The organism is Ancylobacter moscoviensis (assembly GCF_007559435.1).
Taxonomy (GTDB): domain Bacteria; phylum Pseudomonadota; class Alphaproteobacteria; order Rhizobiales; family Xanthobacteraceae; genus Ancylobacter; species Ancylobacter moscoviensis.
On record NZ_VMBP01000001.1, the window covers coordinates 363,144 to 375,570 of the forward strand.

Annotated in this window: 8 protein-coding genes; 7 read left to right on the forward strand and 1 reads right to left on the reverse strand. The window is 68.3% G+C overall.

Features of this window, described 5'->3' with window-relative positions; all coding sequences use genetic code 11:
- From FO470_RS01630 to FO470_RS01655, 6 genes are all read left to right on the forward strand, one after another.
- Complete coding sequence (locus FO470_RS01630) at positions 1-3,168, forward strand: efflux RND transporter permease subunit (protein ID WP_144341179.1); 3,168 nt, start codon at positions 1-3, stop codon at positions 3,166-3,168.
- Positions 3,169-3,290: 122 nt separating this feature from the next.
- Positions 3,291-4,457 carry an HlyD family secretion protein gene (locus tag FO470_RS01635; protein ID WP_144341180.1) on the forward strand — a complete coding sequence of 389 codons (1,167 nt, stop codon included), beginning with the start codon at positions 3,291-3,293 and terminating at the stop codon, positions 4,455-4,457.
- A 10-nt stretch (positions 4,458-4,467) separates the two neighbouring features.
- The gene (locus tag FO470_RS01640; RefSeq protein WP_144341181.1) at positions 4,468-6,039 is read left to right on the forward strand and encodes a DHA2 family efflux MFS transporter permease subunit; all 1,572 of its coding nucleotides are present in this window, start codon (positions 4,468-4,470) and stop codon (positions 6,037-6,039) included.
- A gap of 237 nt (positions 6,040-6,276) precedes the next feature.
- Positions 6,277-7,707, forward strand: a complete 1,431-nt coding sequence (locus FO470_RS01645) for a sensor histidine kinase (RefSeq protein WP_246659440.1) — start codon at positions 6,277-6,279, stop codon at positions 7,705-7,707.
- Positions 7,707-8,360 (forward strand): response regulator transcription factor, encoded by a 654-nt coding sequence (locus tag FO470_RS01650; RefSeq protein ID WP_144341183.1) that lies wholly within the window; start codon positions 7,707-7,709, stop codon positions 8,358-8,360. The genes FO470_RS01645 and FO470_RS01650 overlap by 1 nt, the downstream gene beginning before the upstream one ends.
- A 124-nt stretch (positions 8,361-8,484) precedes the next feature.
- Positions 8,485-8,862 carry a response regulator transcription factor gene (locus tag FO470_RS01655; RefSeq protein ID WP_186291797.1) on the forward strand — a complete coding sequence of 126 codons (378 nt, stop codon included), beginning with the start codon at positions 8,485-8,487 and terminating at the stop codon, positions 8,860-8,862.
- 209 nt (positions 8,863-9,071) lie between these two features.
- On the opposite strand, the gene FO470_RS01660 is transcribed toward FO470_RS01655, so the two are convergent.
- Positions 9,072-11,060, reverse strand: coding sequence for a sigma-54-dependent Fis family transcriptional regulator (locus FO470_RS01660; RefSeq protein WP_144341185.1), 1,989 nt, complete (start codon positions 11,058-11,060; stop codon positions 9,072-9,074).
- Positions 11,061-11,356: 296 nt separating this feature from the next.
- On the opposite strand from FO470_RS01660, the gene FO470_RS01665 reads away from it, so the two are divergent.
- Positions 11,357-12,415, forward strand: a complete 1,059-nt coding sequence (locus FO470_RS01665; protein WP_144341186.1) for an ATP-NAD kinase family protein — start codon at positions 11,357-11,359, stop codon at positions 12,413-12,415.
- Positions 12,416-12,427: the final 12 nt, after the last annotated feature.

A 12,427-nucleotide genomic window follows, 5' to 3' on the forward strand; every position in this document is an offset into this window, starting at 1 on the left:
ATGTCCGCAACCGCGCCCGGTCCCGCCGCATCCCAAGCCCCGTTCGAGCCGCCGGCACCGCCGCGCGCCTCGCTCTCCTCCTGGTTCATCCGTCATCCCATCGGCACCTCGCTGCTGATGGCGGGGCTGTTGGTGCTCGGGCTGGCGGCGTTCCCGCGCCTGCCGGTGGCGCCGCTGCCGGAAGTCGATTTCCCGACGCTGCAGGTCTCGACCCAGCTTCCCGGCGCCAGCCCGGAGATCATCGCCTCGTCCGTCACCCAGCCGCTGGAACGGCAGTTCGGGGAGATTCCCGGCCTGTCGCAGATGACGTCGGTCTCGACGCTCGGCAATTCGTCGATCACGCTGCAGTTCAGCCTCGACACCGACATCAACGCCGCCGCGCAGGATGTGCAGACGGCGATCAACGCCGCCGGCGGCCAGCTGCCCACCGACCTGCCGGCGCCGCCGACCTACCGGAAGGTGAACCCCGCCGATCCGCCGATCCTCGTGCTGTCGCTCACCTCGCGCTCGCTGCCGATCATCAAGGTCGACGACTTCGCCGAGAACGTGCTGGAGCAGCACATCAGCCAGATCGACGGCGTCGGGCAGGTGCTGGTGTTCGGCCAGCAGAAGCCCTCGGTGCGCATTCAGGTCGACCCGGCCAAGGTGGCCAATCTCGGCCTGTCGCTGGAGGATCTGCGACAGGCCATCGTCTCGACCACGGTCAACGGCCCGAAGGGCATCGTGAACGGTGCTCGCCGCACCTTCACCCTCTACGACAACGACCAGCTCACCTCCGCCGCCCCGTGGCTCGACGCCATCCTCGCCTTCCGCAACGGCGCGCCGGTGCGGGTGCGCGACATCGGCACGGCGGTCGACGCGCCGGAGAACGACCAGCTCGCCGCCTGGGCCAATGGCGAGCGGGCCATCGTGCTGCCGGTCTTCAAGCTGCCGGGCGCGAACGTCATCGACACGGTCGATCAGATCAAGGCGCAGTTGCCGGCGCTGCTGGCCACCGCCCCGGCGGGCATCGAGGTCAAGGTGCTGAGCGACCGCACCGAGACCATCCGTGCTTCCGTGCGGGACGTGGAGACCACCCTCGTCATCACCGTCGTGCTGGTGGTGGCGGTGATCTTCGTCTTCCTGCGCAGCCTGTGGGCGACGCTGATTCCCTCCATCGCCGTGCCCCTGGCGGTCATCGGCACCTTCGGCGCGATGTACGCGCTCGGCTACAGCCTCGACAATCTCTCGCTGATGGGCCTTTCCATCGCCGTCGGCTTCGTGGTCGACGACGCCATCGTCATGCTGGAGAACATCGAGCGGCATCTGGAAATGGGCAAGACACCCCTTCAGGCAGCGCTCGACGGCTCCGCCGAGATCGGCTTCACCATCCTGTCGATCAGCCTCTCGCTGATCGCCGTCTTCATCCCCCTGCTGCTGATGGGCGGGCTGGTCGGCCGGCTGTTCCGCGAATTCGCCGTCACCGTCACCATCACCATCGCCGTGTCGGCCTTCGTCTCGCTGACGCTCACCCCGACCATGTGCGCGCTCTTCCTCAGGCCGAAGGGGGAGGAACGCCCGCACGGGTGGCTGTACCGCTGGTCGGAGCGCGGCTTCGACGCGCTGCTCGCCGGCTACCGCGTCACGCTGGACCTCGCGCTCGATCATCGCCGGGCGACGCTCGGCGTCTTCCTCGCCGCGGTCGCCGCCACCGGCGTGCTGTTCTACGAGATTCCGAAAGGCTTCTTCCCCTTGCAGGACACCGGGCTGATCATCGGCGTCTCGGAAGCGGCGGAGGATGTCTCCTTCCCCGACATGGTCCGCCACCAGCTCGCGCTCGGGCGGATCGTCGCCGCCGACCCTGATGTCGCCACCGTCGGCATGGCGGTCGGGGCGGGCGCGGGGCAGACGGTGAACAATGGCCGCATGTTCATCACGCTCAAGCCGCGCGACAAGCGCCGCGCCTCCGCCTTCCAGATCATCGACCGGCTGAACGCCAAGCTCGCCACTGTCGAGGGCGCCGCGATGTTCCTGCAGGCGGCGCAGGACCTGAATGTCGGCGGCCGCGTCGCGCGCACCCAGTTCCAGTACACGCTGCAGGACGGCGATATCGCCGAGCTGAACGCATGGGCGCCGAAGATGCTGGCGAAGCTTAAGATGCTGCCGGAACTCACCGGCCTCGCTTCCGACCAGCAGACCGGCGGTGCCACGCTGACGCTGACCATCGACCGCGACCAGGCCGAGAGGCTCGGCATCAGCCCGGCCGACATCGACAACACGCTCTACGACGCCTTCGGCCAGCGGCAGGTGACGCAGTATTTCACCCAGCTCAACAGCTATCACGTCATCCTCGAGATCCTGCCCGAGCTACAGAAGTCGCCGCACGCGCTCGACCAGCTCTATGTGAAGTCGCCGCTCACCGGCCAGCAGGTGCCGCTCGGCGTGCTCGCCCGCTGGACCTCGGAGCCGACGAGCTTCCTGTCGATCAATCACCAGTCGCAGTTCCCCGCCGTGACGCTCTCCTTCAATCTCGCTCCCGGCGTCGCGCTGGGCGATGCAGTGGCGGCCATCCACAAGGCGGAGGCCGAGATCGGCAAGCCGGCCACGCTGACCGGCACCTTCCAGGGCAATGCGCAGGCGTTTCAGGATTCGCTCGCCAGCGAGCCCTGGCTCGTCGCCGCCGCGCTGCTCGTCATCTACGTGATCCTCGGCGTGCTCTACGAGAGCTACGTCCACCCGGTCACCATCCTCTCGACCCTGCCCTCGGCGGGCCTCGGCGCGCTGATCATGCTCTGGATGTTCGGCTTCGACTTCTCGATCATCGCGCTGATCGGCGTGATCCTGCTCATCGGCATCGTGAAGAAGAACGGCATCATGATCGTCGACTTCGCCATCGAGCGGGAGCGCGTCGAGGGCATGTCGCCCCATGACGCCATCCGCGAAGCCTGCCTGCTGCGCTTCCGGCCGATCCTGATGACCACCTTCGCCGCGCTGCTGGCCGGCGTGCCGCTGATGCTCGGCCACGGCACCGGCTCGGAACTGCGCCAGCCGCTCGGATACGCCATCGTCGGCGGGCTGATCGTGAGCCAGCTGCTCACCCTCTACACCACGCCGGTCATCTATCTCTATCTCGACCGGATCGGCCGGCGCCGCGCCCATGGCCCCGTATCGGCCACCGGCGCCGCCTGAACCCCGCGGCCGGCTCACGGGAGAGGTGCGATTGCGAAAGCCGCGTGGCGAGCGGGAATACCCGCCGGCCGATCGGCGCGATGGTTGACGCAATGTCCAACCTTCCTGCGCGGAGCGCCCCGATGAACGTCGCCACGGATCCTGCCAAGCTCGATGCCCGGCCGCTCGCCGATCCGCCGGCCGGCCCGGCGGCACCGGCCGCCGCCGTTCCTCCCACACCGGCACGTCGGGCCTCGCCCCTGCGGCGGCGCCTGATCGAGGCGGTGGCCGGCCTCGCCCTGCTCGCCGGTGCCGCCTATGCCGGCTACGAGTACTGGACCGACTGGCGTTTCGAGGAATCGACCGACGACGCCTATGTGCAGGCCGACATCGTGCCCATCGCGCCGCAGGTCTCCGGCTATCTGATCACCGTCAACGTCACCGACAACCAGCCCGTCCGGAAGGACGACGTGCTCGCCGTCATCGATCCGCGCGACTATCAGGCGGCGGTCGCGCAGGCGGAGGCCGACGTCGCCGAAGCCAAGGCGACGATCGACAGTCAGGTCGCCCAGCTGAACGAACAGCAGGCGGTGATCGCCGAGGCCAGGGCGCAGATCGATTCCGATCAGGCCGCGCTCACCTTCGCGCAGCAGAACGACGTGCGCTTCACCAAGCTGGCCAAGGACGGTTACGGCCCGGTGGAGACCGCGCAGCAAACCGCCTCGCAGATCGCGCAGGCGCAGGCGACGCTCGCCCACGACACGGCGGCGCTCGACGCCGCGCAGAAGCAGGTCGCCATCCTCGACGCGCAGCTCGCGCAGGCCAGGGCGTCGCTCGGCCACAACGAGGCGGCCCTCGACACCGCGAAGCTCAATCTCGGCTACACCGAGCTGAAGGCGCCGGTGGACGGCGTGGTCGGCGCCCGCACGCTGCGCGTCGGCCAGTTCGTCGAGCCCGGCAACCAGCTGCTCGCGGTCGTCCCGCTGCAGGCGACCTACATCATCGCCAACTACAAGGAGACCCAGCTCACCGACGTGAAGCCCGGCCAGCCGGTCTCCATCGCCGTCGACACCTTCCCGGGCGTCACGGTGCGCGGCTTCGTCACCAGCCTGGCGCCGGCCAGCGGGCAGGAATTCGCCCTGCTGCCGCCCGACAACGCGACCGGCAATTTCACCAAGATCGTCCAGCGCATCCCGGTGCGCGTCGATCTCGACCCCACCGATCCCCTCGCCGGGCAGATCCGGCCGGGGATGTCGGTGACGACGACGATCCGCGTCGATCAGGACGCCACTCCCGCCAAGGCCGGGTGAGGAGGCCGAGATGGACGCCGCCGCCACCCTCCCCGCCGCTCCGGCGGCTTCCGCAAGCCCGCAGGGCGCCAGCCTCATCACCTGGATCTCGGTGTGCGGCTGCATGCTGGGGGCGCTGATCGCGGTGCTGGACATCCAGATCACCAACGCCTCGCTGCCGCAGATCGAGGGCGGCATCGGCACCGGCGTCGACAACGGCACCTGGATCTCCACCTCCTATCTGATCGGCGAGATCATCATGATCCCGCTGACCGACTTCTTCGCCCGCGTGTTCGGCTTCCGCCGCTTCATCCTGAGCTCGACGGTGCTGTTCCTGGTCTTCTCGGTCGGCTGCGCCTTCGCCACCACCCTGAGCCAGATGATCGTCACGCGCGGCTTTCAGGGCTTCTTCGCCGGCTGCCTCATACCGCTGGCCTTCACCATGGTGCTGACGCGCCTGCCGCGCCACCAGCAGCCCATCGGCCTCGCCGCCTTCGCGCTCACCGCGACCTTCGGCCCGGCCATCGGGCCGACCATCGGCGGCTACCTGACCGAGCAATATGGCTGGCCCTACATCTTCTTCGTGAACCTCATCCCCGGCGCGGTGATGCTGGGGCTGCTCTACCCCACGCTGGAGAAGAGCCCGCTGCGGCTGGACCTGCTGCGCGAGGGCGACTGGTGGGGCATCGCCTTCATGATCGTCGGCCTCGCCAGCCTGCAGACGGTGCTGGACGAGGGCAACAAGGACGACTGGTTCGGCTCGCCCTTCATCGTGCATCTGAGCATCGTCGCCGCGGTGTGCATCGCCGCCTTCATCGCCATCGAGTTCTATGTCGAGAAGCCGGCGGTGCAGCTTCGCCTGTTCGGCCGCCGCAACTTCGCCCTCGGCACCATCGCCAACACCAGCGTCGGCTTCGCCCTGTTCGGCTCCGTCTACGTGCTGCCGACCTATCTCGACCAGGTGCAGGGCTACAATGCCGAGCAGATCGGCGCGGTGCTCGCCTGGGTCGGCCTGCCGCAGCTCGTCATCATCCCCTTCATGCCGGCGCTCCTGAAGCGCGTCGACGCGCGCGTGCTGGTCGGCATCGGCCTCACCATCTTCGCGGTGAGCTGCTTCATGAACACCCATCTGAGCTTCGACGACGCCGGCGACCAGTTCATGATGACCAACATCGTCCGCGCCATCGGCCAGGCGGTGATCCTCTCGCCGCTCGCCGGCATCACCATGATCGGCACGCCGCCCGAGCTCTCCGGCCAGGCCTCCGGCCTGTTCAACATGATGCGCAGCATGGGCGGAGCGGTGGGCACGGCGGCGCTCGCCACGGTGATCACCAAGCGCGAGCAGTTCCATTCCAACATCATCGGCCAGTCGGTGACGCCCTATGGCGACACGGTGCACGCCTTCCTGACCGAAAGGCAGCACTACTTCATGCAGCACGGCATGGCCGACGCGGCGGGCGCCTATCATCAGGCCGAGATCCTCCTCGGCAAGCTGGTGGCGCAGCAGGCGCTGATCATGGGCTTCTCCGATACTTTCGCCGTGCTCGGGGCAATCCTGCTGGTAGCTGCCATCGCCGTCGCCTTCACCCGCAAGCCCGCCTAGCCTGCCCGCCGGCCGCCCCGGCGCCGGGGCGTCGGCCGTGCGAATCCGAAAAGAGACAGGCTCCTGCCGGCTACTGGGAAAGACCGGCCCCGTCTCCACCGGCAACCTCGCGCGAGCGCCTGTGCTCGCCTAGAGTGCCGATCCTCGGAAAAGCTCGACGGCCCTGCCGGCAAGCGAGGCGCGATGTACGCATCAAGGGACGTTATCTTGAACGACAAGCCGACGAATCGGTGGCTCATGCCGGTTATCGCCGCGCTGCTGGCGGCGGCGATCTTCATCATCGACACCTTCTCGTCGCTCGATATGGCGATCGCGGTGCTCTACGTCGTCGTCGTGCTGCTGTCGGCCAACTATTCCGACCGCCGGGGCCTGCTCGCCATTGCCGGGCTGTGCGTCGGGCTGACGATCCTGTCCTTCCTCGTCATGCACGCGGGGAACTACGACCTCTCGGCCGTCATGCGCGGCCTGGTGAGCATCGCCGCCATCACGGTGACGACGCTGCTGTGCCTCGAGAACCAGACCGCGACCCAGTCGCTGCGCGGACAGGCGGACCTGCTCGACCTCACCCACGACGCGATCTTCGTGCGCGATATCGCCGATACGGTCCTGTACTGGAGCGATGGCGCCGAGCGCCTCTATGGCTGGCCACGCGAGGAGGCGGTGGGGCGTCCGGCGGCGAGCCTGCTGAAGACCGTGTTTCCCGCTCCCCTCGCCGACATACGCGGCGAGCTGTTCCGCACCGGGCGCTGGGAGGGGGAGCTCGTCCATACCCGGAAGGATGGCTCGAAGGTCACGGTCATGAGCCGCTGGTCGCTGCAGCGCGACGAGAAGGGGCGTCCGCTGGCGGCCATGGAGACCAACAGCGACATCACCGAGCGCAAGCAGGCCGAGAACGCGCTCAACCAGACCCGTGCCGAGCTCGCCCATGTGACCCGCGTCACCACCATGGGCGAGCTCACCGCCTCCATCGCGCACGAGGTCAACCAGCCGCTGGCCGCCGTCGTCACCAATGGCGAAGCCTGCCTGCGCTGGCTCGGCCGTGCCGAGCCCGACATCGGCGAGGCGCGGGCCTCGGTCGAGCGCATGATCGCCAATGGCCGCCGCGCCAGCGACGTCATCGCCCGCCTGCGCGCGCTCGCCCGGCGCGACGAGCCGCTGCAGGCGCCGGTCGACGTCAACGAGGTGATCGACGAGGTGCTGCCGCTGATCGAGCGGGAGCGTGCCACCCATGGCGTGGCGCTCGACGTGGCGCCCGGCGAGCGGTTGCCGGTCGTCCTCGGCGACCGCGTGCAGCTTCAGCAGGTGGTGCTCAATCTCGCGCTCAACGCCGTGCAGGCCATGGCGGCGGTGCCGGATGGCAGCCGACGCCTACAGATCGCCACCCGTATCGACGGGCAGGAAGACCGCGGCTGCGTGCTGATCGAGGTCCGCGACACCGGGCCGGGCGTCGATGCCGAAAGCCTGCCTAAGCTGTTCAACGCCTTCTACAGCACCAAGAAGGACGGCATGGGCATGGGGCTGTCGATCTCGCGCTCGATCATCGAGGCCCATGGCGGGCGCATCGCCGCCGCGCCCGGCGAGGATGGCGGTATGCTGTTCACTGTCGCCCTGCCGAATCCCGGAAAAGACGCTTCCGGCGACAGTCTGCCTGAGGAAAGAAGGCCCTGATGAACCGCCCGCCTGCCAGATCGCCCGCCCCGCCGGCCGAGCCGCTCGTCATCGTCGTCGACGACGACGAGGCGCTTCGCGAGGCGCTGTCCAGCCTGTTCCGCTCGGTCGGGCTTCAGGTGGAACTGTTCGCCTCCGCCGGCGACCTGCTCACCGCCAGGCTGCCGGACGTACCGCGCTGCCTGGTGCTCGACATCCGCCTGCCGGGGGTGAGCGGCCTCGACTTCCAGGGCCAGCTCGTCCGGCTGGACATCGAGATGCCCACCATCTTCATGACCGGCCACGGCGATATCCCGATGACCGTGCGGGCGATGAAGGCGGGCGCCGTCGACTTCCTCACCAAACCCTTCCGCGATCAGGACATGCTCGACGCCGTGGCCTCCGCCATCGCCATCGACCGCGAGCGGCGCGAGGCGCGCAAGGCGGTGTCGGGCGTGCAGTCGCTCTACGAGACGCTGACCCCGCGCGAGAAACAGGTCATGGCCCTCGTCACCTCCGGGCTGATGAACAAGCAGGTCGCCGCCGAAGTCGGCCTCAGCGAGATCACGGTGAAGATCCATCGCGGGCACGTCATGCGCAAAATGGGCGCGCAGTCGCTCGCCGATCTCGTGCGCATGGCCGAAACGTTGGGCCTGTCCACTGCCAAGAGATGATTCGGCAAACCTGCGTATAATTCGAATCCGGGGATAATGAGAGCTATATGGAGACCAGTCCGGCGTCGCAGCGTCATGCCGGAGAATATCTTGAGCGAGGTGCCTCGAAGTGTCCCCCACCCCGATGATCACGATCATCGACGACGATGAATCCGTGCGTGTCGCCACCGAAAGCCTGGTGCGCTCGCTCGGTTTCTCGGCCCGAACCTTTGCGTCCGCCGAAGATTTCCTCAACTCGCCGCTGCTGGGCGAAACCGCCTGCGTCATCACCGATGTGCAGATGCCGGGAATGAGCGGTGTCGAGTTGCAGAGTCAGTTGCGCGCCCGGGGCGACGAGACCCCGCTGATCTTCATCACCGCCTTCCCGGAAGAGCGCATCCGCCGTCAGGTCCACGCGGCCGGCGCGGTCGGCTTCCTTGCCAAGCCGTTCGATGGCCATGCCATGATCGAGTGTATCGACCGCGCGCTCGGCGAACGCGGCGTCGCCATGGCCGGCGCCTGAATTCTCCCGGCCCTGTCCGCCGGCATCATGGATCGGCGCTTCTCGCTGTCCATTCGCCGGGCCAGGTCTGCCGGGGCAGGTGAATTCCGCCGCTCCCGGACGCCCGCACCCGCGTTCGGCTCGCTCACGGCAAGGCCGCTCTCACATCGCTACCCGGCAATGACTCCCGCCTGGGCAGGGGGTTATAGCGATCGCGCCATCGGCAGTGCCTACCGGAAGAGTGGCTCGCCTTGCCAGGGAGGCCGGACGTTCAGGCGGCGCATGCGACGATGCACGGTCGTGCGATCCAGACCGAGATCGCGCGCGGCCGCCGAAATATTCCACTGGCGGGCGGTAAGCGCGGCGATGAGATGGTCACGGTCAGATGCGCTACCGGGCATCGCGGCGGTGCCCGCAAATCGCATGGCCGCCGGCGGAAGCAGGGCGGCGCCCGGTATTCCCGGCTCCATCTGCGGCGTCCTGCGCACGATGTCGGGCAGGTCCTCCGGCCGGATGATTCCATCGCTCGCCACCGCGCAGGCATAGTCCAGCGCATTGGCCAGTTCGCGGATGTTGCCGGGCCAGGAATAGTGGCGCAGCGCGCGGATCGCCTCGTCGCTGAGATCGATGCGGCCGCCAGGCGGCGTACGCTCCGCCAATAGCTGGCCGACCAGCCAGCCGAGATCGGCCCGCTCGCGCAGCGCCGGCAGCATGAGAACCGCACCGCTCAGCCGGAAATAGAGATCCTCCCGGAAGCGCCCGGCCTTCACCTCGGCGACGAGGTCGCGATGGGTGGCGGCGATGACGCGGATATTGACCGGTAGCGGCTTTGAGCGCCCCAGCGGGGTGACCTCGCGCTCCGCCAGCACGCGCAGCAGCCGCGTCTGCAGGGTGAGCGGCATGTCGCCGATCTCGTCGAGGAAGAGGGTGCCGCCATCGGCCTCGACGACGAGCCCCTTCTTGCCCTTGGCGGCGGCGCCGGTGAAGGCACCCGATTCATAGCCGAACAGTTCGCCCTCGATCAGCGATTCCGGCAGGGCGGCGCAGTTCACCGCGATGAAGGGCTTGCCGGCGCGCCCGCTGGAGGCGTGGATCGCCTTGGCGAGATGCTCCTTGCCGCTGCCGGTCTCGCCGCAGATCAACAGGCTCATCTGCGCGTTGACCAGCTTGGCGGCGCGGGAAACCACATGCTGCATCGCCGGCTCGTCGCGGAACAGCGCCCGCAGCGGTCTTGGCAGAGCGGGCGTCGCAGGCTCGCCGACGGGGGCGCCGGGGCGGCTCGGCGGCGCCACGCTCTGGGCGAACAGCGGCGTGCCGCTCGCCGCCAGCCGCACCATGCGCTGCGTGGCGGGCGATGACGGGGCGAAGCGTGGCAGGTCGTCGACCGTCAGGTCGAAGAACTCCGTCAACGAACGCCCGACCAGCGGACGATCGTCGGTCCGGTCCCCGCTCTCGCGCTGCAGCAGCTTGCGGGCCATGGAATTGAAACCGAGGATCCGCCCCGACCCGTCCGCCGCCAGCACATAGGCCGGCTCGACATCGGCGAATTCCGGCGAGGCGGCGAGCCTGATGATCCACTCGCGGCGGAAGCGGTTGATGAGATGGGCGGTCTCGATCTTGTGCGCGAAGGACTTCACGACCTGCAGCGCCAGGAACTGGCTCTCCTTCGGCCCCGGCGAGCGCAGGGCGGAGATGTCCAGCACCGCAGCGAGGTTCCCGGCCGGATCGAAGAGCGGCGAGGCCGTGCAGGTGAGGGGAATATGGGTGGCGTCGAAATGGTCGGTCTGGTGCACGACCAGCGCCTGCCCGGTGGCGATGCAGGTGCCCACCGCGCAGGTGCCGGCATGCTGCTCGTTCCAGTCGGCGCCCAGATAGAGCCCGGCGCGCATCAGGTTGTTGTCGAAGGTCGGATCGCCGATGAAATCGACCGTGATGCCCTTCGAGTCGGTGAGCAGCATCACATAGCCGAGGCCGGTCACCTGCCGGTACAGCGTCTCCGCCCCGAAGCGCGCGGTGTAGAGGAACTCCTCCATCGCATCCTGATGTTCGCGCAGCTGGGCGCGCGTGACGATGCAGGGATCGCGGAGGATCTCCGGGGCGAGATTGTGCTCGCTGACGCAGCGCCGCCATGAATCATGGATGATGGCGTCGCGCCGGGTCGCATAACCATTCGCCGCCCGCACAAGCTCATCTATGTGCGCGGCCTGATCATGTCGCATGGGCGTCCTCCCGGATGCCGATCTTTCTTTTTATGCCGGGGAGTGTCGCGCCGTTCGGGGGCGCCTGCAAGCACCGCAGTCGCGAGGTCCGCCCGAAAGGGCGCCTTCCTCTACGTCATCCGCTCGCCACAACTGTAGCGCCACACGCCACACCTGTGGCGGCTCTGCCGCAACGCAAGCACAGGCGTCGCGAATTTGCGGATCAATCATATCAACAACTTAGCCGGATCCCGGCGCTTGGCCCGCCGCTTGCGGAGAAGAGCGTCAAAAAGAAAACGCCCAGGGAAGGAAGCCGGATGACGCCGAAGGTCGGCATTATCGCCAATCCGATTTCGGCGCGGGACATACGCCGCGTCGTCGCCAGCGCCAACAGCGTGCAGATCGCCGATCGTGCCAACATCGTGCAGCGGGCGCTCGCCGCCCTCTCCGCCTGCGGCATCGAGGAGGCGGTGATGATGCCGGAGCGCGGCGGCATCGCCAGCCATCTCCTGCGCAGCATGGAGCGCTCGTCCAACCAGGGCGAAGCACGTTTTCCGCGCCTCGGTTTCCTCGACATGAAGGTCACGGGCACGGTGGAGGATACGCGGACCGCCGCCCGGATGATGGCGAGCGCGGGTGATGTCGCGGCGATCATCGTGCTCGGTGGCGACGGCACCCACCGCGCCGTGGTGAGCGAATGCGGCGCGGTGCCGATCGCCGGCATCTCCACCGGTACGAACAATGCCTTCCCCGAGCATCGCGAGCCGACCATCACCGGGCTCGCCACCGGCCTCGCCGCCATGGGCCGGGTGCCGCCGGAGATCGCCTTCGCCGCCAACAAGAAGATCGAGGTCAGCATCGATGGCGGCGCGCCGGAGATCGCGCTGGTCGATGTCGCCGTCGTCACCGACCGCTTCATCGGCGCGCGCGCGCTGTGGCGGCCGGAGACCTTCCGCGAACTCTATGTCGCCTTCGCCGATCCGGAAGTGATCGGCATGGCCGCCATCGCCGGGCTCGTCGAGCCGGTGACGCGCGCCGAGGCGGGCGGTCTCGCCGTGACCCTCGCCCCGGCCGGGCAGGGCGCGATGGAGGTGCGCGCGCCCATCGCCCCCGGCCTCATCGAGACCATCGGCCTGGAAAGCTGGCGGCGCATGCCGGCCGGTACGGTCCACCGGCCGTCTCTGGCGGCCGGCTCCATCGCCCTCGACGGCGAGCGCGAGCTGTTCTTCGACCCGCATCAGGACGTCGCGATCACCCTCATCGACCGCGCCTTCCGCACCGTCGACGTCTCGGCGGTGATGCGGTTCGCCGCGCGGCAGAAGCTGCTCGTCGGCGGCCTGACGGCCGCAAGGCCGCTGGAAAACGCCCACTCATAACGACCACCAAGG

Excerpts from the sequence above, each read along its gene's own strand:
- FO470_RS01645 (WP_246659440.1), top strand. The coding sequence starts at position 6,277 with ATGCCGGTTATCGCCGCGCTGCTGGCGGCGGCGATCTTCATCATCGAC.
- FO470_RS01650 (WP_144341183.1), top strand. The coding sequence starts at position 7,707 with ATGAACCGCCCGCCTGCCAGATCGCCCGCCCCGCCGGCCGAGCCGCTC.
- FO470_RS01660 (WP_144341185.1), bottom strand. The coding sequence starts at position 11,060 with ATGCGACATGATCAGGCCGCGCACATAGATGAGCTTGTGCGGGCGGCG.
- FO470_RS01655 (WP_186291797.1), top strand. The coding sequence starts at position 8,485 with ATGATCACGATCATCGACGACGATGAATCCGTGCGTGTCGCCACCGAA.
- FO470_RS01630 (WP_144341179.1), top strand. The coding sequence starts at position 1 with ATGTCCGCAACCGCGCCCGGTCCCGCCGCATCCCAAGCCCCGTTCGAG.
- FO470_RS01640 (WP_144341181.1), top strand. The coding sequence starts at position 4,468 with ATGGACGCCGCCGCCACCCTCCCCGCCGCTCCGGCGGCTTCCGCAAGC.
- FO470_RS01635 (WP_144341180.1), top strand. The coding sequence starts at position 3,291 with ATGAACGTCGCCACGGATCCTGCCAAGCTCGATGCCCGGCCGCTCGCC.
- FO470_RS01665 (WP_144341186.1), top strand. The coding sequence starts at position 11,357 with ATGACGCCGAAGGTCGGCATTATCGCCAATCCGATTTCGGCGCGGGAC.